Annotated in this window: 20 protein-coding genes; 12 read left to right on the top strand and 8 right to left on the bottom strand. The window is 69.2% G+C overall.

Features of this window, described 5'->3' with window-relative positions; translation table 11 throughout:
* Positions 1-252: 252 nt before the first annotated feature.
* On the bottom strand, positions 253-2,139 hold the full coding sequence (locus OS889_RS01135) for a helicase C-terminal domain-containing protein (protein WP_372386644.1): 1,887 nt from the start codon (positions 2,137-2,139) through the stop codon (positions 253-255).
* Positions 2,140-2,219: 80 nt separating this feature from the next.
* Positions 2,220-2,423, bottom strand: coding sequence for a DUF7561 family protein (locus OS889_RS01130; RefSeq protein ID WP_372386643.1), 204 nt, complete (start codon positions 2,421-2,423; stop codon positions 2,220-2,222).
* Positions 2,424-2,536: 113 nt separating this feature from the next.
* Between OS889_RS01130 and OS889_RS01125 the strand changes: the two genes are divergently transcribed.
* The 6 genes from OS889_RS01125 to OS889_RS01100 all read left to right on the top strand — a co-directional run bounded on the left by OS889_RS01125 (position 2,537) and on the right by OS889_RS01100 (position 9,383).
* A complete protein-coding gene (locus OS889_RS01125) occupies positions 2,537-3,979 on the top strand; it encodes an APC family permease (RefSeq protein WP_372386642.1) in 1,443 nt (480 codons plus the stop codon).
* A 2-nt stretch (positions 3,980-3,981) separates the two neighbouring features.
* Positions 3,982-4,782, top strand: a complete 801-nt coding sequence (locus tag OS889_RS01120) for a putative universal stress family protein (RefSeq protein ID WP_372386641.1) — start codon at positions 3,982-3,984, stop codon at positions 4,780-4,782.
* Positions 4,783-4,789: 7 nt separating this feature from the next.
* Positions 4,790-5,668, top strand: coding sequence for a YkgJ family cysteine cluster protein (locus OS889_RS01115; RefSeq protein WP_372386639.1), 879 nt, complete (start codon positions 4,790-4,792; stop codon positions 5,666-5,668).
* Positions 5,669-5,819: 151 nt separating this feature from the next.
* Positions 5,820-6,677 carry a DUF8171 family membrane protein gene (locus tag OS889_RS01110; RefSeq protein ID WP_372386638.1) on the top strand — a complete coding sequence of 286 codons (858 nt, stop codon included), beginning with the start codon at positions 5,820-5,822 and terminating at the stop codon, positions 6,675-6,677.
* A gap of 16 nt (positions 6,678-6,693) precedes the next feature.
* A complete protein-coding gene (locus OS889_RS01105; protein ID WP_372386637.1) occupies positions 6,694-8,427 on the top strand; it encodes an ABC transporter ATP-binding protein in 1,734 nt (577 codons plus the stop codon).
* Positions 8,424-9,383: an energy-coupling factor transporter transmembrane component T gene (locus OS889_RS01100; RefSeq protein WP_372386636.1), complete on the top strand. Its 960-nt coding sequence runs from the start codon at positions 8,424-8,426 to the stop codon at positions 9,381-9,383. Before OS889_RS01105 ends, OS889_RS01100 begins: the two co-directional genes overlap by 4 nt.
* Before the next feature lie 16 nt (positions 9,384-9,399).
* Here OS889_RS01100 and OS889_RS01095 read toward each other — a convergent pair whose 3' ends face one another.
* On the bottom strand, positions 9,400-10,173 hold the full coding sequence (locus OS889_RS01095; protein WP_372386635.1) for a PHP domain-containing protein: 774 nt from the start codon (positions 10,171-10,173) through the stop codon (positions 9,400-9,402).
* Positions 10,173-10,904 carry a 2-phosphosulfolactate phosphatase gene (locus OS889_RS01090; protein ID WP_372386634.1) on the bottom strand — a complete coding sequence of 244 codons (732 nt, stop codon included), beginning with the start codon at positions 10,902-10,904 and terminating at the stop codon, positions 10,173-10,175. The genes OS889_RS01095 and OS889_RS01090 overlap by 1 nt, the downstream gene beginning before the upstream one ends.
* Before the next feature lie 127 nt (positions 10,905-11,031).
* On the opposite strand from OS889_RS01090, the gene OS889_RS01085 reads away from it, so the two are divergent.
* Both OS889_RS01085 and OS889_RS01080 read left to right on the top strand, forming a co-directional pair.
* Entirely contained in the window at positions 11,032-11,958 is a 927-nt protein-coding gene (locus OS889_RS01085) for an NAD(P)H-binding protein (protein ID WP_372386633.1), read from the top strand.
* On the top strand, positions 11,958-12,677 hold the full coding sequence (locus OS889_RS01080; protein WP_372386632.1) for a DUF7530 family protein: 720 nt from the start codon (positions 11,958-11,960) through the stop codon (positions 12,675-12,677). Before OS889_RS01085 ends, OS889_RS01080 begins: the two co-directional genes overlap by 1 nt.
* 11 nt (positions 12,678-12,688) lie before the next feature.
* Here OS889_RS01080 and OS889_RS01075 read toward each other — a convergent pair whose 3' ends face one another.
* Positions 12,689-12,862, bottom strand: a complete 174-nt coding sequence (locus tag OS889_RS01075) for a DUF5786 family protein (protein WP_372386631.1) — start codon at positions 12,860-12,862, stop codon at positions 12,689-12,691.
* Positions 12,863-12,978: 116 nt separating this feature from the next.
* Here OS889_RS01075 and OS889_RS01070 point away from each other — a divergent pair, with 116 nt between their 5' ends.
* The gene (locus OS889_RS01070; protein ID WP_372386630.1) at positions 12,979-13,968 is read left to right on the top strand and encodes a DUF5784 family protein; all 990 of its coding nucleotides are present in this window, start codon (positions 12,979-12,981) and stop codon (positions 13,966-13,968) included.
* A 19-nt stretch (positions 13,969-13,987) separates the two neighbouring features.
* Here the strand turns inward: OS889_RS01070 and OS889_RS01065 are convergent, their stop codons facing one another.
* A complete protein-coding gene (locus OS889_RS01065) occupies positions 13,988-14,272 on the bottom strand; it encodes a DUF5789 family protein (protein WP_372386629.1) in 285 nt (94 codons plus the stop codon).
* Between the two features lie 157 nt (positions 14,273-14,429).
* Between OS889_RS01065 and OS889_RS01060 the strand changes: the two genes are divergently transcribed.
* Both OS889_RS01060 and OS889_RS01055 read left to right on the top strand, forming a co-directional pair.
* The gene (locus tag OS889_RS01060) at positions 14,430-15,260 is read left to right on the top strand and encodes a PHP domain-containing protein (protein WP_372386628.1); all 831 of its coding nucleotides are present in this window, start codon (positions 14,430-14,432) and stop codon (positions 15,258-15,260) included.
* 66 nt (positions 15,261-15,326) lie between these two features.
* Positions 15,327-15,491 (top strand): DUF6757 family protein, encoded by a 165-nt coding sequence (locus tag OS889_RS01055; RefSeq protein ID WP_175454563.1) that lies wholly within the window; start codon positions 15,327-15,329, stop codon positions 15,489-15,491.
* A 269-nt stretch (positions 15,492-15,760) separates the two neighbouring features.
* Here the strand turns inward: OS889_RS01055 and thsA are convergent, their stop codons facing one another.
* Entirely contained in the window at positions 15,761-17,410 is a 1,650-nt protein-coding gene (gene thsA, locus OS889_RS01050) for a thermosome subunit alpha (RefSeq protein WP_372391501.1), read from the bottom strand.
* Positions 17,411-17,664: 254 nt separating this feature from the next.
* Here thsA and OS889_RS01045 point away from each other — a divergent pair, with 254 nt between their 5' ends.
* Positions 17,665-18,438: a DICT sensory domain-containing protein gene (locus OS889_RS01045; protein ID WP_372386627.1), complete on the top strand. Its 774-nt coding sequence runs from the start codon at positions 17,665-17,667 to the stop codon at positions 18,436-18,438.
* Positions 18,439-18,498: 60 nt separating this feature from the next.
* Here OS889_RS01045 and OS889_RS01040 read toward each other — a convergent pair whose 3' ends face one another.
* Positions 18,499-19,041 (bottom strand): KH domain-containing protein, encoded by a 543-nt coding sequence (locus tag OS889_RS01040; RefSeq protein WP_372386626.1) that lies wholly within the window; start codon positions 19,039-19,041, stop codon positions 18,499-18,501.

The raw sequence follows: 19,041 nt of genomic DNA, 5'->3' as shown, positions 1-19,041 counted from the left end.
TGATTACTCGCGTATTCGGTTTGCTGATGTAAACATAAATTAACGTTCATTACGTATCTGTTTCGCAATTCGTTCGATTCCCGTGTACTCTCACAATCCGACGGGGTCGGAGAGCGCCGAAAGTATTGAATCGGTGCGGCCGCTACCGGGGGTATGGACCGCCAGCAACTGCTCGCGCTCGTCCTCGTTCTCCTGATGGTCGGGTCGTCGTTCGCGTACGGCGCCGCGCTGCTGTTCTGAGCCGGCCGGACGCTACCGATCGCCCCAGACGTCAGAGAGCGGGTGATCCGATCGGTCGTCGCCGCCACTCCCGCTCTCACTCCCGCTCCCGCTTCCGCCGTCGGTGCCGCTGCTTCGGTCGCTCCGGTCGCGCTGACTGCCGTTCGCTCCGGACCGCGCCGAGCGCGACGCGGACCTGCCGCGGGACCGCGCGCCCTGCCGGCCTCCGTCCCCTGTGTTCCCGCGGTTCGATCGGGACGGTCCGCCGCGGCCGCCGGCCGCGACCTGGTCGAACGCGGGGAGGTCGGGCGTCGAGAGCCGATCGACCTGGTCGCGGAACCACGCCGGCATATCGCCCCGCGTGCGCTCGAAGAGATCGAGCAGGGAGGAGTCCGCGAGGTACGTCGCGCCGTAGTCGTCGGGGGCGCGGACGACGCGCCCGCAGGCCTGAATCACCGTCCGGAGGGCGGTCCGTCGATACCAGGACCACTGGCCCTCCTCCAGCCGGCGGGCCACGCGGGAGTCGTTGGTGTTGAGATACGGCGCCTTGCAGACGACCTGCCAGCGGCAGAGATCGCCCGCGAGGTCGAGCGCCTCCTCCATCTTCACCGAGAGGAAGACGTCGGGGTCGTCGGTCGCCTTCCAGGATTCGAGTTCGGCGTCGCGGTCCTCGCGGTCGTGCGCTCGGACGCGACCCCCGAGGCCGAGCTGGGCGAGTCGCTTCCGGAGTTCGGACTGGATCGCGTAGGAGTGGCAGTGGACGAGCCCCTTCTCGTCGCTGTGCTTCGCCATAATCCGAACGAGCGTCCGCGCGATCTTGGGTAGGGTCTCGTCGCGCTCCTCGTAGGTCATCTTCCCCTGGGTGACGTCGTACAGCGGGCGGTTCTCGACCGGGAAGGTGTGCTCGACGTCGACGAGGGCGACGTTCGCGGGGTCGAGGCCGACGCCGCGGCAGAAGGCCGCCTTGTTGAGGATCGTCGCCGATAGAAGGGCAAATTTGTTGCCGCGGTCCCAGACCGTGTGGTGGAGGTACCGGGCGGGATCGAGCGGCTTGATCGTGATCGGGCCGCCCTCGCCGTCGGGCTGGTCGACGACCCAGGTGGTCGGGCTCTCGGGGTCGCGGTAGTCCTCGACGAACCACTGGAGTTCGGACCGCAGTTCCTGGAGGCGGTCCCGCCGCGCCGCCTCGTCCGGCGTCAGTTCCGGCTTCCGCAGGAGGTCGTCCTTCGCGCGCTCGCAGACGCCCGCGAGCGTCTCGGCGAAGCGCACCGTCCGTTCGAGGGTGTCGGTGGCGCCGGCGACGTCCGGGACGCCGACGTCGTCCCAGACGGGGACCGTCCGGGGGTTCAGGTCGACGGTCGCGTACATCTCGGCCCACTCCGCGAGGCCGTGGGCCTCGTCGATCACGACGACGTCCCGCTTGCGGAACACGTCGGAGCCGGCGGTCTGCATGAAGTACGCCAGCGTCATCGCGGCGATCCGGCGGTTCGAGGCGATCGCGCGATCGGAGAAGTACGGACAGCGGTGCCGGACCGAGCAGTCGAACCCCGACTGTCGGACGCAGGGCGCCCGGTCGACGGGCGTGTCGGTCTCGCCGTTGAGGATGCAGGTGTAGTTCGACTTGCCCCGGATGACGTTCAGGTCGTCGAGCAGGGGGTCGGCGGCGACGTCGTCGAGCTGGGAGACCTGCGGCGTCGTGTAGTAGGCGTCTGTCGCCTCGGCGGGCGTCACGTCGTCGGTCGTCGCGGCCGCGCCCGCTATCGCCCGCGCGAGGAGCGACTTGCCGCTCCCGGTCGGCGCGCGCACGAGGACGACGTCGTTGCCCGCGGCGAAGGCGTCGCGGATGTCCGCGAGCGCTTGCTCTTGCGTGCCGCGGAAGCTCGGGGCGGGGAACGACTCGGGGATCCGATCGGGGTCCACACCGACCCTGTGCCGCACGCGGATAAAAACCCTTCAGACGGCGGGCGGTCACGCCGTCGGGACGTCACTGCCCCGCTTCTTCACAGCGACTCGACGTCCTCGCTCGTCACTTCCCGGTCGTCCGGCAGGCGGTCGATGCAGTCCAGACACAGGAAGTACTCGCCGCCGTCGTCGAGCTCCAGCGTCATCCCGCCGCTCGATTGCCCCTCGAACGACCAGAAGTCGCCGATGCCGCCGGCGATCCGGACCGACCGGCCGCAGGCCTCGCAGGGTTCGCTCGTCATACTCGATTCTGGGCGTCCGGGAGTGAAACGTCCTCCGGCGCGGAACGATCCCGCTCCGCCCCCGACCCGTCGGCCCGGGGTTTCTACTACCCCCACGTCGAACGATCGATCGAATGACAGCTTCGGAGCCTGCGAGGCCCCCCGAGGGGGAGAACCGCGACGGGGAGGCGCCGCAGACGGTGGCGGTGACGACCGCCGAGGGGGCGGACGAGCCGTCGGTCACCGAGGCGGGCACCGAACTGGAGCGGACGATCGGTCTCTCGGGCGGCATCGCGATCGGCGTCGGGACGATGATCGGCGCGGGCATCTTCGTCTTCCCGGGGCTGGCGGCCGGCCGCGCGGGGCCCGCCGCGGCGCTCTCGTTCGGCCTCGGGGCGGTGATCGCCCTGCTCGTCGCGCTCCCGGCGTCCGAGCTGGCGACCGCGATGCCGAAGTCCGGCGGGGGCTACTACTTCATCTCCCGGGCGCTCGGGGCGCTTCCGGGCGCGGTCGTGGGGATCAGCATCTGGCTCGGCCTCGTGTTCGCGACCGCGTTCTACCTCGTCGGCTTCGGCAACTACGCGGCCGCCGTGCTCGCGGAGGCCGGCGTCGCCGTCGGCGGCGTGCCCGTCGTGGTCCCGCTGGCGCTCGTCTTCGGCGTCTTCCTCACCGCGCTGAACCTCTTCGGGACCGAAAACGCCGCGGCGCTCCAGAACTACGTCGTCGGCCTCCTGCTCGCCATCTTGGTCTTCTTCCTCGGCTACGGCGGCCTCGACGCCGTCGGCGTGTTCGGCCGCGCCAGCACGCCGGAGACGTTCGCGCCGTTCGGCCTGACGCCGGTGTTCACGACCGCGGCGCTCGTCTTCACCTCGTACCTCGGTTTCGCCCAGGTCGCGACCGTCGCGGGCGACATCAAACAGCCCGGCCGCAACCTCCCGCTGGCGATGGTCGCCTCGGTCGTCATCGTCGGCGTCCTCTACGTCGCGACCATCTTCGTCGCGACGAGCGCCTTCACCAGCGCCGAACTGGCGTCGTTCGGCGAGACCGCGATCGTGGAGGTCGCCCGTGACTTCGTCGGCGCGGCGGGCGCGATCGCGATCCTCGTCGCCGGCCTGCTCGCCACCGTTTCGAGCGCGAACGCGTCGATCCTCTCGACCTCGCGGGCCGTGTTCGCGGTGAGCAAGGACGCGCTCATCCCCGGCGTCGCCGGGCGGATGAACCTCCGCTACGGGACGCCGCACGTCGCGCTGTCGATGGCGGGCGGGCCGGTGCTCGTGCTCGTCGCGCTCGGCGAGGTCGAGGTGCTCGCGGAGGTCGCCTCGTTCCTCCACCTGGTGATGTACTGCCTGATGTGCGTCGCCCTCATCGCGATGCGGCGCGACGAGCCCGCGTGGTACGACCCCGCGTTCCGCGTCCCCGCCTATCGGCTCGTCGCGGGGCTGGGCGCGGTCGCGAGCGCGGGCCTGATCCTGTTTATGCAGCTGGAATCTCAGCTCATCGGGCTCGCGATAATGCTCGCGGCCGCCGGGTGGTACAAGTACTACGCCGACGACGTCCGACTCAAGGGGGCGCTCTGACGATGCCCGACACGCAGCCCGACGACCTCGCGATCCGCGAACCGCCCGTGGTGCTCCTGCCGCTCGCGGTCCTGGAGGGCCAGACGGTCCCCGAGCCGCTCGCGGCGTACTTGGCGCCGGCGGAGGTGATCGTCCTCGGCTACCACGTCCTCCCCGAGCAGACGCCGACGGAACAGGCGAGCCTCCAGTTCGAGGACCGCGCTCGGGAGGCCGTCGACGACGTCGCCGAGACGTTCCGGGGCGCCGGCGGCGACCCCGAGACCCGGGTGGTGTTCACCCACGACCGCCGGCAGACGATCGACCGCGTCGCCGACGAGGTGGGCGCGACGGCGGTCCTCATCCCGAACCCGACCGGCGCCATCGAGGAGGTGCTCGTCCCGATCCGCGGGTCGATCGACGACGGCCGCCTCGCGGACCTGATCGCGACCCTCTCGACGGCGGGCGACGCGCGCGTGACGCTCTGGGGAGTCGCCACCGAAGGAAGCGAGTTCGACCCCGAGCGCGCCGTCGAGCGGGCGGCCGCGCGCCTCCGCGACCGCGGTTTCGACGGGGCGCGGCTCGCGACCGAGACGTCGGTGACGGACGCGCCGCTCCGCGACATCGTCGACCGGTCCGCCGAGGTCGACGTCATCGCGATGCGCGAGGGTGCGGAGTCGATCGTGGGCGCGCTCCTGGGTGATGACGCCGAGCGGGTCGCCACCGGCGCGGTCGCGCCCGTGCTCGTCCTCCGGGACCGACCGCCGGTCGACGCGGCGACCGAACCGACCCACCCGGGGCCGGACGCCGACCCGCCGGAGACGTGACGTCACGATGGAACTGAACTGCGAGGGCTGTGCCGGCTGCTGTCTGGACTGGCGGCCGATCGCCGAGGAACCCTCGGACCACGAGCGCCGCGGCCCTGGCGAGCCCCTCGACGACGCGTACAACTTCGTCCCCCTGACCCGCGACGAGGTCGCGCGGTTCGTCGAGCGCGGCCTCGGCGACGCCCTCCGACCGCGGCTCTGGCGGGTCGACGAAGACACGCCGGGCGTCGTCGTCGACGGCGTCCGCCTCGCCGCTATCGCCGGCCGGCCCGCGTTCTTCGTCGGGCTCGCCCACGTCCCGAAGCCGGTCGCGCCGTTCGGGACCGAGCGGCGCTGGCTCGAAACGTGCGCGTTCCTCGATCCCGAGACGCTCCAGTGTCGGATCCACGGCGGTGACCTGTACCCCGACGAGTGCGCGACCTACCCCGGGCGGAACCTCGACCTCGACGTCGAGTCCGAGTGCGAGCGCGTCGAGGCCGCGTTCGGCGGCGACCGCCTCCTCGACGACGACCCCGAGGATGGCGCCGGGCCCCTGCTCGGCCCTCAGGCGGTCGGCGCGAAGGTGTTCGCCTACCCCGACGCCGAGGAGCTCTCCGGCGTCGTCGACCGCCTCTCGAACGACGGCCTCACCGCCACCGACCGGGCCGCGTTCGTCGGCATCGCCGCCGGCTCCCGACCGGGATCGCTCGCGGTCGACGAGGACCGCGCCGCGGCCGCCACCGCCGACGTCCTCGACGCCGACTCGTGGGTCGGCCGCGCGGTCGAGGCGTGGGCCGACGCCGCGAGCGAGGTCGGAGCGCGCGCGTCCGATCCGCCGTCGGCCGACGACGTCGAGGTCGCCCGCGGCGCGCCGGAGACGCCCGGCTGGGACGCCGTCGGGGAGTGAGCGCGGTGAGGCTCGACGAACCTTTCGGGAACGTACCCGTCTATAGACTACTGTTCGGTATGCAACGCTACCGACCGTACGGGGCGGGAACCGACCCGGAAATATCACTCATATTATCGGTTAAGTAGTCGGTTTCTCGATTCCCGCGTGGATGGCGATGAATACATCGAGCGGTACGGACGGGGTGTTCAGCTTCGACCACAGGGACATGATGGTGTTCATTCTGGTGATGTCCCTGCACGGGTTGCAGAGTATGATCACGGAACTCCTCCCGGAGTTCTCGATCGGCGGTCTCGGGGTCTCGATCGGCCCCTTCTGGTTCGTCGCGATGGCGGTCGTCCTGCTGTTCCGGTCCTTCTGGGCGTGCCTGGCGATCCCGGTCGGCGGGATCGTCTTCGGGGAGATCCTGATCGGCGACTTCAGCGCGCTGGGCGCGATCGAGGGCCTCGTCGTCATCACGGCGTCGTGGTTCTTCGTGATGGCGCTCGTGACCGACCCGTCGGACCCGAAGCAGATCGCCGCTCTCGGGTTCCTCGCGAAGGCGATGGAGGAGTTCGCCGCGTGGCTCATCGACGTCGGGAAGTTCTACGTCGGCGTCGAGGAGCTCGAAGCGATCCAGTGGCTCCCGGAGACGGTCTGGGCGACCGAGGGGATGGGCGCGCTCGTCCAGATCATCGTCGCGGGGATCGTCTTCGGCGCGGTCCCGGCGTACTTCCTGTACCCGCGGCTCCGCGGGAAGATCGAGCCGCTCCTCGGGATGGAGCCGCTGAGCGGTCGTGACGGCCCGATGTTCGATCGGACGGCGATGAAGCGGCTCGTCGCCTGGGTCCTCCTCCTGCCGGTCGCGTTCGTCTTCGAGACGCTCAGCGAGACCAGCGGCGGGCTCATCACGTTCCAGCCGCAGTTCGTCGAGACCTACGGCCAGTCGTTCCTGTTCGTCCCGATCGTCATCGCGGCGCTGCTGGCCTTCGGGCTCGTGTTCTACCGACAGCAGAAGACCGAGGTCTGAGTCCTCTCCCGTTTTTATGAGCGACAACAGCATCGAGGTAGCCGATCTGACGTTTCGATATCCGGGCAGCGACGAGCCCGTCCTGCGCGACGCCTCGCTCACGATCGAGTCCGGCTCGTTCACCGCGATCGTCGGGGGCAACGGCAGCGGGAAGACGACGCTGTGCAAGACGTTCAACGGGCTGATTCCGCACTTCTTCGAGGGCGATTTCGACGGCCGAGTGACCGTCAACGGAACCGACACCCGCGAGTCAGACGTCGCCGAGCTCTCGCGCGAGGTCGGCTACGTGTTCCAGGACTTCGAGAATCAGCTCGTCCAGTCGACGGTGCGCGAGGACGTGGAGTTCGCCCCCCTGAATCACGGCCTCGACGACTACGCCGAGCGCGCCACGCGGGCGCTGGAGACCGTCGGCCTGCTCGACCACGAGGACCGCTTCGTCTGGGAGCTGAGCGGCGGCCAACAGCACTTGGTCGCGCTCGCGGGCGTGCTCGCGATGGATCCCGAGTACATCCTGATCGACGAGCCGGCCGCCCAGCTGGATCCGCAGAACGCCCGCGCGACCTACGAGCAGCTCCGCCGACTCCACGACGAACACGGGAAGACGATCATCGTCATCGAGCACCACTCCGAGTTCATCGCGGACTACTGCGACCGGATGGCGCTCGTCTCCGACGGCGGCGTCGCCTGGACGGAGCCGGTCGAGGTCGGGCTGAACCGCCTCGACGACTTGCTCGAACACGACATCCACCCGCCGCAGGTGACCCAGATCGCGGCCGATTTGCCGTCCGAGATGGGGACCCTCCCCGACGGCCGGTACCCGGTCACGGTCGCGGAGGCGGGAGCGGCGTTCCCCGACGCCGGCGCGACGCACGGCCCGCCGCGGACGGCGGCCGACGGCGGCGCGGAGGGCGGAGGGATGAGGAACGCGGCCGACGAGTCGCTCGTCACGCTTGACGATGTCGGTCACGGATACCCGACGCTCCGGGAGGGTCACAACCGAGTGCTCGACGGCCTCGACCTGGAGCTGTACGCCGGCGACCGCGTCGCCCTGGTCGGCGCGAACGGCGCCGGCAAGTCGACGCTGCTGCGGCTCATCACCGGCCTCGAATCGCCCGACGAGGGAACGGTGACGGTCCTCGGCCACGATACGCGCGAGAGCCTCCCCGAGGAGCTGGCCGACGACACCGTCTACATCCACCAGAACCCCGAGGAGATGTTCGTTGAGGACACGGTCCGGAAGGACGTCGCGTACTACCTGCGGAACCGCGGTGCGACTGACGTCGACGAGCGCGTCGAGGAGATCATCGCGTATCTGGACCTGGAGGATCTGGCCGACCGCGACGGCCGGCTGATGAGCCTCGGCCAGCAGCGCCGGGCCTCGCTCGGGATCGGCCTGGCCACCGACCCGACGGTCGTGCTGCTCGACGAGCCGACCGGGAGCCTCGACCTCCAGAGTCGCCGCGAGGTCACCGGGATGCTCCGGAAGGCGGAGGGCCGCGTCGAGACGGTCGTCATCGCCTCCCACGACCTCGAACTGGTCGCCTCGTGGGCCGATCGGGTGATCGTGATGGCCGACGGCGGGATCCTCGCCGACGCGCCGCCGGAGCGCGTGTTCGACGACCCCGAACTCCTCGCCGAGACCGACCTCCGCCCGCCGCAGGTGGTCGAACTCTGCGACGAACTGGACGTCGCCCCGCCGGCTCTGACGACCGACGCGATGGTCGAGGTGCTCTCGGAGGGGTCCTCGTGAAGTACGTCGACGCCCTCTCGGACATCTCGATCAACGACATCAAGGTCGATCTGATGCGGACGGCCTACGACAACGACGACGCGCTCTTGAACACGTTCGATCCGCGCGTCGTGCTGGTCTGGAGCGTCCTCTTCGTCATCATTCCGTGGCTGTTCTACGACACGCTCCCGCTCGTCGCGATGCTCGCGGCCGCGCTCGTCCTGGCGGCGCTCTCGCAGGTCAGCAAGTACCTCCTGGCGCTCTTGCTCTTCGGCCAGCTCACGAACGTCGGCTTCTTCGTCGTGATGGTCCCCTTCGTCGGCGGCCTCGTCCGGGCGGTGGGCTACGTCGGCGCGAATGCCTCCCGCGTCGCCGACGCGGTCGTGACGCTGAACCCCGACGTGTTCGCCGAGTCCGCCGACATCGTCGCGACGGCCGTCGGCCGCGGCGTCCACACCGCCCTGACCAGCCAGGAGGTCGGTATCGACGCCGTCGGCGCCGTCGTGCCGTTCTTCCTGAAGCTCACGATCATCTCCGTCATCAGCCTGGCCGTCTTCTCGGCGATGAGTCCGAAGAAGATCAGCCAGGGGATGCTCCGGCTGGGCGTGCCGCGCCAGCTCACCTTCGCGATCACGTACGGCTATCGGATGATGCCGCTGCTGGTCGAGGAGTACCACAACCTCATCAACTCCTTCCGCCTCCGGAGCAAGGTCCCCGAGAAGAAGGGGTTCCTGAAGTGGCGGTACTTCGCGTACCTCCTGAAGCTCTCCGCGAAGGCGTTCTACCCGCTGATCTTCAACGTCGCCAAGCGCGCGCGGGTGACCGTGGAAGCGATGGAGACGAAGGGGTTCTCCCGCTCCCTTGGCGATCCCGACAGCCGCCGGCTCCGCACCGGCCATATGCAGCTCGCGCCGCGGGACGTCTCGTTCGTCTTCGGTTCCCTGCTGTTCGTCGCGGCGCTGTGGGTGTTCCTCTGAGGGGTAGACCCTCGGATCACCCGGAGACGACCGCATCGACGTCGACGACCGAGACGTCGGCGTCGTCCAGAAACGCCCGAAGCGCGGGCACTCGCTCGCGGAGCTCCGCCGGCGCGTGGCTGTCGGAGCCGACGACGAACGGGACGCCCTCGGCGCGGAAGCACTCGATCATCGCCGGATCGGGGTGGACTCGTCCCAGCGAGTCGTGGAGGCGGCCGGCGTTGATCTCCGGGAGGGTGTCGCTTTCGGCCAGCGCCGCGGCGACGCGCTCGTAGTCGCGCCGCGCCGAGTGCCCCCGGAGCTGCGGCACGCGCTCGGGCAGGTCGAGGTGACCGAGCACGTCGAACAGCCCCGCGTCGACGGCGGACACGACGGCGTCGTAGTACCGCTCGACCGCCGCCCGCCGCTCCTCGTCGCTCGCGGCCGCGTACTGCGACCCGCTCGTGTAGTCGTACTCGCCCGCGAAGTGGACGCTCCCGATGGTGTACGCGAAATCCGCCGAATCGAGGAACCGCCGCGTCTCCGCCTCCGCGTCGGCGACGTAGCTCACTTCGGCGGCGTCGAGCACGTCGACGTCGATCCGGTCGCGGTAGCGGTGAATCTCCTCGCGGCGCTCCTCGTAGGTCTCGACGAGGTCGTACCGCTCCCGCCGGCCGAAGTCGTCGTCGACGACGATGCAGTGGTCGGTCAGGCCGACGGCGTCGAGACCCGCCCGGTCGGCCGCATCGAGCATCGCTCCCATCTCGGCCCCGTCGGAGTAGGTCGTGTGCGCGTGGCAGTCCGCCCGCATCACTCCGCGGCGTCGTAGAGCTTCTGTCCTCGAAGCTCCGGGACGATCTCCCGGGAGTTGGCGCGGAGGTCGTACTCGACCAGATCGGTCATCCGGACGTCGGCCTTCCGCTCGTACTTGTGGGCCTTGCCGAGGTAGGCGATCTGCTCGTAGAGGGCCTGCTCGTCCGCGCTCGGGGGATCGCCGTCGAGGTGGCGCGCGATCACGGTCGCGCCCACGGTGTCCTCCGGCGAGGGCTTGCCCTTCGAGCCGGCGGCGACCAGGTACGTCCGCTCGGCGCCGTCGAGGTGGTCTGCGACCGCGGCGGCGTTCGTCAGCCCGCCGACGTAGATCGAGACGTCGTCGCCCCCGCGCCGTCTGAGGTCGGTGACCGCGTTGCCGCCGTTCGTCGAGGTCATCGCCGTGGGGCGCCCCTCGACGTCGACGTCCTGCACGTAGCTCGGGGAGTTGAAGAAGTCATAGCCCGGCTCGGGCGTGTACTCGGGGCTGCTGCCGCCGCCGATCCGCGCCCGCGGCGTCGACTCCTTGAAGGCGTGTTCGTCGCCCCGCTCTTCGGTGACGTGGACGTACTCCGCGCCGTTGGCGAACAGTTCCACCACGGTGGTCGAAAAGTGCGTCACGTCGATGACGACGTAGTTCCCCGCGGGCGGCTCCTCGGGGATCGAGGCCCGGGAGGGGATGATCCGATCGGCGAGCGACGCTTCGGTCTGTGCGTCCGCGAGCGCGTCCATACGGGTCGGTCGACCGATCGCCGTATGAGCGTAACTAAGAGCCCTATTGAGTGCTTTTGACGCCCATATACCCGTATATCCGTCCCCCGGCGAGAACCGTTAACAGGCTCGGGGCCCTCCCGCCGCTATGGACGTGCTCGTGACGGGGGCGACGGGGTTCGTCGGATGCCGGCTCGTCCCGGCGCTCCTCGACGCCGGCCACGACGTGACCGCCCTGGTCCGCGACGCCGGGCGCTACGACGCCCCCGACGGCGTTCGGACCGTCGAGGGCGACCTGCTGGAGCCGGGGAGCTTCGACGCGGCGCTGGAGGTCGACGCCGCCTACTACCTGGTCCACTCGATGCGCGCCGGCGCCGACTTCGAGGCGCGCGACCGCCGCGCGGCGCGGAACTTCGCGGACGCGGCCGCCGCGGCCGGGGTCGAGCGCGTGATCTACCTCGGCGGCCTCGGCGAGGACCGGGACCGGCTCTCCGAGCACCTGCGCTCGCGCCGCGAGGTCGAGCGGATCCTCGGCGACGCCGACTACGCGCTCACGACGCTCCGGGCCGCGATCCTGATCGGCCGGGGGTCGGCGAGTTTCGAGATGATCCGGCAACTCTCCTCGCGGCTGCCGGTGATGGTGACGCCGCGGTGGGTCGACACGAAGTGCCAGCCCATCTTCGTCGACGACGCCATCGCGTACCTCGTGGGGGTGCTTTCCCTCCCCGAGACCGCGGGCGAGACCTACGAGATCGGCGGGCCGGACGTCCTCACCTACCGTGAGATCCTGCTCCGGGTCGGCGCCAAGCGCGGCCGGCGGCCGGTCGTCCTCCCGGTGCCCGTGCTCTCGACGCGCCTGTCCTCGCTGTGGGTCGACCTCGTCACCGACGTCCCCGCCGCGGTCGCGCGCCCGCTGATCGAGGGGCTGAAAAACCCCGTCGTCGTCCGCGACCACCGCATCGAGTCGCTGATCGACGTCGACCGAACGCCGTTCGACGAGGCCGTGGCGCGGGCGCTCGGCGACGAATCGCCCCGCGAGACCGACGCCGGCGCCTCGGGACGGGTCGGTCGCTGATGGCCCGCCCCGAACTCCGGTCGGAGGCCGAGCCGTACGGCGAGACCTGGGTCTACGAGAGCATCGTCGGCGCGGTCCCCGGCGTCGACCTCACGGACCTGCAGGCGATGGCGATCCAGCTCGTGCTTTTCGAGACCGGCGTACTCGTCCTCGCGTGGGCGTACGACCTCTGGAACGCCGTCCTCCCGGGCACGGTCGCGGTGGCGGTCGCCGCCGCCGGCAGCGTCGTGATGCGGCGGTTCGGGCGGCGGACGCGACGACTCGACCTGCCCGAGCCGTACCGACGGCTCCTCTTCGGGTCGAGCATCGAGGTCGTCCTCGGCGTGCTCGCGTTCGTCGCCCTGGTGACGCACCTATTCGTCTTCGACCCGCAGACCGCCGGACCGGGGCTCCTCGAAGGGCTGTTCGGCCCCGAGCCGCCCGTGCCCGCGGTGTACCTCACGCTGTTGATCCTCTGGGACCTCTGCTACCGGATCGGGACCTCGTGGTGGGCGGCCGTCGTCGCGCTGTGGCGCTCGCTACGGTTCGAGGTCGACCCGGAGACCGCCCGCCAGCTCCGCCGGCTCGACGCGACGAACGTCGCGTTCGGCCTCTTCCAGTTGGCGATGGTGCCGTTCCTCCTGGACCGGCCGGTGCTGCTCGTCGCGGTCGGCGGCCACGTCGTCGCCGTCGCCGTCGTCTCCGTGGCGGCGATGGCGACGCTCCGCGTGCGCGGCTAGAAGAGCCGGATTCAGCTCCCGTTGAGCTCTTTGAACTGGTCGAGGAGCGCCTCCGCCGACTCGCCGGCCTCGTACTCCACGGATCCCCGATACACCGTTCGGTCGTCGGAGAAGTCCGTATCGACCGCACCGTTCTTCCGCTCACGACGTTCGTGTTCGTCATCGTCGTATGCGCCCATCGACATGATACACCATACCGTGAGAGTGTTACCCACATATATGTGTCGCCGCTCCGTACGTCGGTGCCGATTCTGGGGCCGCAGAGCCGACAGTATAAACGGGTCGACGCGTTAGTACGACCGTGGCACGCCCCCTACGCTTTCGATACGCCCCTGGTCGCTGGACCGAAGACCGGGTGGTCGGGCAGATCTACCGCGATCTCGACCGGAATCTCGGCGCGACGCGCCGCTCCCCGTGGTTCCGTCCCCCGGAGGGCTACACCGGCGAGCGCTTCGAGATGGACAACGGCGACGTCGCTCTCTTTCTGTGGTCCGACGACGAGGCCTACTGGCTCGGCAACACCGAGACGCCCGAGGCGCTCTGGCGCACCGACAAGTACAGCTTCGAGCACGTCCCGAGCGACGTCTCGCGGTGGGCGACGCGCGAACTCACCGCCCAACTGCACGAGGAGAGCCCCTGGCTCGAACCGTACCCGCACCTCTCGTGGTTCTTCCTCCCCGTCTTCCTCTCGAAGGACGGCCGCGAGACGACCCGGGAGTTCTTCCGCGACCATGCCGCGGGCTTTCCCGACGCCGACCGCGACGAGGCCCTGGAGTTCTACGAGTCGTTCTTCCGCACCCGCGCGCTCGACGACTGGCGGGAGGTGATGGCCGGCAAGCTCGGCACCTCCGAGTACCTCGATCTCACGCGGATGACCGCCGCGATGGGCGAGTTCAACGTCGGCCACCTCCTCGTCAAGGCGGGCTACGAGATCGAACCGGAGATCGACGTCTCGACGGGCCACGCCATCGATTACCGGGCGGGAAAGGGCGAGGACGCCATCCTCGTCGAGGTGACGCGCCCGACGCCGACGGCCAGGCGGAGCGCCGGGACGCCGATCGCCGCCGTCCGCGACACCGCCGAGACGAAGTCCGACGGCCAACTGGAAGAACACGGCGGCGGCGTCGTCCTCTTCGTCGACTGCTCGTCGTTCCCCGACGACGAGTGGCGGGCGATCCTCGCCGAGCAGCCGGAGGTCCACCACCGGCCGGCCGCGGTCTTCCGACTCAGACCGTCCGGTCGGGTGGAGGGGTACACGAAGGGGCGCGTGCCCCTCGAACTACCGTTCTAAGAAATTCGCTTCGGTCGCTTCAGAAGGAGACCTGCTGTGGACCGTCCTCGCCCATCGCGTAGGCGTCGCGGTCGCTGTAATACCGTCGGCCGATGGCCTCGTGGCCGAGCCCGCAGTGAAGGGCCGAGCGGGCGTCGTCGGCGTCCGTGTAGGTCTCCGAACCCGCACGGGCGAGTACGTCTCCGAGGCGGGCGGACCCGTTGGGGAGTTCGATAGTCTGGTCGCCGTACGCCTCGATGAGTTCCTCGGTCGTCGCCGGGAACTCGTGAGCGTCGATGAGTTCGCCGGTGCGGTTCAAGCGCATTGCACCCGTATCTGCATGCCGGAGGTTCTTAATGGTTTTCTGTTATGGTATTTGTAGAAGATTAATACGTAATATATCCTAATATCAAATATTACGTCACTAATATGAATTTGCTCACCACACAAGGAATAAAGCGCTCCGTCGCCGACGCCCCACTGTGCCTCTCGACCGACACGGCGATCCCGACGGCCCGGCGCCGTCGGCCGATCTCCACGTCCACACGACGGCGTCGGACGGCGTCCTGACGGTCCCGGACCTCGCGGCCGCCGCGCGCGAGGGCGGCGTCGACGTCGTCGCGGTCACCGATCACGACCGGATTCACCCGGAGCTGGACGCCCCGGTGACGACCCGAGAGGGCGTGACCGTGATCCGCGGGATCGAACTCCGCGTCGACGCCGGCGACCAGCGGCTCGACCTCCTGGGCTACGGCGTCGAGGCGACCGGGGGGCTCCGGTCGGTCACAGACCGGATCCAAGAAGACAGGAAGCGCCGCGGGGCCGAGATCGTCCGGAAGGTCGAAGCCCATCTTGACGTCACGCTCGACGTCGAACTCCGCGAGGGCCTCGGCCGGCCGACCATCGCCCGCGCCATCGCCGAGAGCGACGCCTCGTACGACTACAAAGGCGCCTTCGAGCACCTGATCGGCGACGACGGCCCTTGCTACGTCGAACGCTACGTCCCCGACGCCGCGACCGGCGTCGAGGTGCTCCGGGAGTCGTGTGCGGTCGTCGGCCTCGCCCACCCGTTCCGCTATCCCGACCCGGACGCCGCGCTCGATCTGGCCCGCGATCTGGACGCCGTCGAGCGGTACTACCCCTACAGCGGATCGAGCGCCGAGCGCGAGGATCCCGCCCTGGTCGATCGCGTGGCCGAGGAGGCCGACCTCGTCCGGACCGGCGGCTCCGACGCCCACGACCGGACCCTCGGCGTGGCCGGGCCGCCGGCGGCTGACTTCGACGCGTTCGCCGCTCGTCTGCCGGGTGTATGACGCCCGTTCTCGGCCGAGATAGCCGGGAGCATAGAGTTAAACCCCATCGAGAACGAAGCCTCTCGTATGAAGTGCCACTACTGCGACCGGGATGCCGCGTACGCCGCGGAGAAGGACGGAATCAAGGTCGGGCTGTGTGAGCGGCACTTCCGGACGCAGGTCGAAGCGCTCGCGGACTCCGAGGAACTGGCCGCGATCCGCGAGCAGATCGACATCGACCGGACCGAGTAACCGTCGCCGCTCGCCGTCTCGCTTTTCGTTCTTCGCTCTCCGTTTCCCTCTTTCGCATTCCGGATCGGGTCCCTCTTGCCCCTCACTCGTCGCCTCGGCTGTGCGCCAGCGAGCGACCGCAATCCGGACACTCCTCGTCGACGACGCCGTCTCAAGCGACGGCGCTACCGCTACGCGGTCCGTTCGCGAAGAAAATCGGTCGCTGGCGTTCGGCGGGCGGTACTGAACTGCGGTCGGTGGGGGGGTGGGTGTTGGCCTGGAGCCGACGCTTACATTGCGCCGCCCATACCGCCCATGCCGCCCATGCCGCCCATACCGCCGGCGCCGCCGGGCGCGCCGCCCTCGTCGCCGCCGTCGTCGCTGCCGCCGCCCTTGAGGTCGCCGGCGGCGATGACGTCGTCGATGCGGAGGATCATCACGGCCGCCTCGGTGGCGGACTCGATGGCCTGCGTCTTGACGCGGAGGGGTTCGACGACGCCGTCGTCCTCCATGTTGACGATCTCGCCGGTGTAGGCGTCCAGGCCCGCACCGATATCGCCGTCAGCGTGCTCCTTGCGGAGGTTGACGAGCGACTCGATGGGGTCGAGGCCGGCGTTCTCGGCGAGGGTGCGCGGGATGACGTCGAGCGCCTCGGTGAACGCCTCGATCGCGAGCTGCTCGCGGCCGCCGACGGAGCTGGCGAACTCGCCGAGCTCCATCGACAGTTCGGTCTCCGGCGCGCCGCCGCCGGGCAGGACCTTGCCGTCGTTGAGGGTCGTCTTCACGACGCCCAGGGAGTCCTCGATGGCGCGTTCAAGCTCGTCGACGACGTGCTCGGTGCCGCCGCGGAGGATGAGCGTGACGGATTTGGCGTCCTCGACGTCCTCGACGAAGATGCGCTCGTCGCCGCCGATGTCCTTCTGGGCGACGGAGCCGGCGAAGCCGAGGTCGTCGGCCTCGATGTCGTCGAGCGAGCCGACGACGTTGCCGCCGGTCGCGCGGGCGAGCTTCTTCAGGTCGGAGGACTTCGCGCGGCGAACGGCCAGAATACCCTCCTTCGCGAGGTAGTGCTGGGCCATGTCGTCGATGCCGTCACCGACGAAGACGACGTCGGCGCCGACGTCGACGAGCTTGTCGACCATCTCCTTGAGCTGTTCTTCTTCCTGGTCGAGGAACTGCTGGAGCTGGTCGGGGTCGGTGACGTTGACCTCGGCGTCGATCTCCGTCTCGCGGACCTCCAGCGCGCCGTCGAACAGCGCGACGTCGGCGTCCTCGACGCCGAAGGGCATGTTCTCGTGGACGCGCTCTTTGTCCACGATGACGCCCTCGACGAGCTCGGAGTTCTCGATGGCGCCGCCGACGACCTTCTCGACGGAGACGTTGTCGGTGTCGACGGAGTTCTCGTCGGCGACCGCCAGCACGGCGTCGACGACGAGCTCGGCGAGCTGGTCCTTCGAGGACTCTGCGCCCTTGCCCGTCATCGCCGTCTCGGCGATCTTGACGAGCGTCTCGCGGTCCTCCTTCGAGACCTCGATGGCGTTCTCCTCGAGGATCTCCTTGGCCTTCTCTGCAGCCTGGCGGTAGCCCTGGGCGATGGTGGTCGCGTGGACGTCCTGCTCGATGAGCTCTTCGGCCTGATCGAGGAGCTCACCGGCCACGACGACGGCGGTCGTCGTTCCGTCTCCGACCTCGTCCTCCTGGGTCTCGGAGACCTCGACGATCATGTTCGCCGCCGGGTGGTCGATGTCCATCTCCTTGAGGATGGTTACGCCGTCGTTGGTCACGACGACGGACCCGCCGGAGTCGACGAGCATCTTGTCCATCCCTTTCGGACCCAGCGTGGTCCGGACGGACTCGGCGACGGCTTTGCCGGCCGAGATGTTCATCGACTGCGCGTCCTTCCCCTGTGTGCGCTGGGAGTCCTCGCCCAGAATGATCATGGGCTGGCCCTGCTGCATTCGCTGAGACATAGTCGCCCGTTGATTGTTTGTGATTCTATAAAAAAGTAACGCTACCGGTCCGGGAGAGGCCCTCCGACGGGCGAATGTCCGTGGTAACGACTACCACATCGAGTGCTTTTATATTGTTTTTCTCCCGTTCTGGGCCCCGTATCCGTCGGAAGCCCGTATCGGTGGTTATCGAACGTGATACCGTGCCAAAGCGCTAATATCGGGAGTGGTCTTAGGAGGGTGCAATGGCACTCCGGGACTTCATCGAGGAATTCGCATCCGGAGAGCGGGAGACGTCGCTTTCGATCGTTAACAGCGAACAGCCGCCGATGGTCGCGCGGATGCTGGATTCGCTCTTTTCGGACCAGCCCGTGTCGGTCTCCGAGGCCACCCGGATCCTCTCGGACTCGGACATCGTCCAACTGCGGCGCGACGGCAGCGTCGTCGCCGAGTCCCCGTTCACCGACGTCCGCGACTCCGTCCTCGCGGTCAACTCCGACATCTACATCACGGGGGCCCGGCCCCTCTCGGAGATCCAGACCCCCGACGTCGTTCACAACCTCGAAGGCACGCGGTTCCGCGTCCGCGGCTACCCGGCCGGTACGAAGGGGAAGCTCCTCCTCATCGAGATCTCCCGGTACATCGAGGCGATGGCGCTCCGCCACGGCGAGGGCGAACTCCACACGGGCTTCCAGCGGCTCTCCCGCATCGCGGACGAACGCGGCACTGAACGCGCCTATCGGCAGCTTTCCCACACCGACCTCGATGTCCACGTCTACGGCCTCGGGAGCCCGAAGCGGGTGGTGTCCTCGCCGCTCACGGTCCACAACGACGACGCCCCCGAGATCAGAAACGGGTGGTTCGTGGTGTTCACGCCGCCCGCCGACGGGGACGGCGAGGGCGCGGCGCTCATCGCTGTGACCGACGACGGCGACGAATGGGACGGGGTCTGGACCCTCGACGCCGACGCGGCGCGTCGGGTCCGGCGACACCTCTCGGAGCGGTACGGCGCGAACTGAGAACGGAGACGACGACCCACTCCGGGGCCGAGCCCGGACGCGGGGACCGACGCGGCCGACTCAGCCGGACTGCCGGACGTCGAAGCCCTGGGTCAGTTCGTTGTGCTTCCGTTCGAGGAACGAGTAGACGGCTCCGTGGGGCGCGCCGTCGAGGATCATCCCCACCGCGCGCCGCACCGCCTCGACCTCCTCGGGCTGTCCGATCACGCCGAGGGTCGTGCCCTTGATCACGACCTCGGCGCCGGTGAGCTCTTCCATCAGCTCTCGCGTCCGGCCGTTCTCGCCGATGAGTCGGCCCTTCTGCCGCTGGAGGTCGTTCTTGTTCCGGGTGTGCGATTCGAGGTCGACCAGCTCGAACGTCCGCAGTTCGTCGTCGAGGATGGAGAGCGCGGCCTCGGGGGTGAAGCCGCGACCGATCGCCCGCACGACGTCGGGCGCGAGCATCCCCAACACGGGGTCGCCCACGTCGTCGATAGCGACGGCGCCGCTCTCGGAGTCGATGTCGAGGCGCACCTCGGCCCGGCGTTCGATCTCCCGCATCGTCTCGCCGCCCTCGCCGATGAGGACGCCGATCCGATCCTGCGGTACCTTCACGTGTTGCAT

The organism is Halobellus sp. MBLA0158 (assembly GCF_041477585.1).
GTDB classification, from domain to species: Archaea; Halobacteriota; Halobacteria; order Halobacteriales; family Haloferacaceae; genus Haloquadratum; species Haloquadratum rubicundus.
This window is presented reverse-complemented; position numbering and strand designations above follow the sequence as displayed.

Excerpts from the sequence above, each read along its gene's own strand:
- OS889_RS01130 (WP_372386643.1), bottom strand. The coding sequence starts at position 2,423 with ATGACGAGCGAACCCTGCGAGGCCTGCGGCCGGTCGGTCCGGATCGCC.
- OS889_RS01125 (WP_372386642.1), top strand. The coding sequence starts at position 2,537 with ATGACAGCTTCGGAGCCTGCGAGGCCCCCCGAGGGGGAGAACCGCGAC.
- OS889_RS01120 (WP_372386641.1), top strand. The coding sequence starts at position 3,982 with ATGCCCGACACGCAGCCCGACGACCTCGCGATCCGCGAACCGCCCGTG.
- OS889_RS01115 (WP_372386639.1), top strand. The coding sequence starts at position 4,790 with ATGGAACTGAACTGCGAGGGCTGTGCCGGCTGCTGTCTGGACTGGCGG.
- OS889_RS01110 (WP_372386638.1), top strand. The coding sequence starts at position 5,820 with ATGGCGATGAATACATCGAGCGGTACGGACGGGGTGTTCAGCTTCGAC.
- OS889_RS01105 (WP_372386637.1), top strand. The coding sequence starts at position 6,694 with ATGAGCGACAACAGCATCGAGGTAGCCGATCTGACGTTTCGATATCCG.
- OS889_RS01095 (WP_372386635.1), bottom strand. The coding sequence starts at position 10,173 with ATGCGGGCGGACTGCCACGCGCACACGACCTACTCCGACGGGGCCGAG.
- OS889_RS01090 (WP_372386634.1), bottom strand. The coding sequence starts at position 10,904 with ATGGACGCGCTCGCGGACGCACAGACCGAAGCGTCGCTCGCCGATCGG.
- OS889_RS01085 (WP_372386633.1), top strand. The coding sequence starts at position 11,032 with ATGGACGTGCTCGTGACGGGGGCGACGGGGTTCGTCGGATGCCGGCTC.
- OS889_RS01080 (WP_372386632.1), top strand. The coding sequence starts at position 11,958 with ATGGCCCGCCCCGAACTCCGGTCGGAGGCCGAGCCGTACGGCGAGACC.
- OS889_RS01075 (WP_372386631.1), bottom strand. The coding sequence starts at position 12,862 with ATGTCGATGGGCGCATACGACGATGACGAACACGAACGTCGTGAGCGG.
- OS889_RS01065 (WP_372386629.1), bottom strand. The coding sequence starts at position 14,272 with ATGCGCTTGAACCGCACCGGCGAACTCATCGACGCTCACGAGTTCCCG.
- OS889_RS01055 (WP_175454563.1), top strand. The coding sequence starts at position 15,327 with ATGAAGTGCCACTACTGCGACCGGGATGCCGCGTACGCCGCGGAGAAG.
- thsA (WP_372391501.1), bottom strand. The coding sequence starts at position 17,410 with ATGATCATTCTGGGCGAGGACTCCCAGCGCACACAGGGGAAGGACGCG.
- OS889_RS01045 (WP_372386627.1), top strand. The coding sequence starts at position 17,665 with ATGGCACTCCGGGACTTCATCGAGGAATTCGCATCCGGAGAGCGGGAG.
- OS889_RS01040 (WP_372386626.1), bottom strand. The coding sequence starts at position 19,041 with ATGCAACACGTGAAGGTACCGCAGGATCGGATCGGCGTCCTCATCGGC.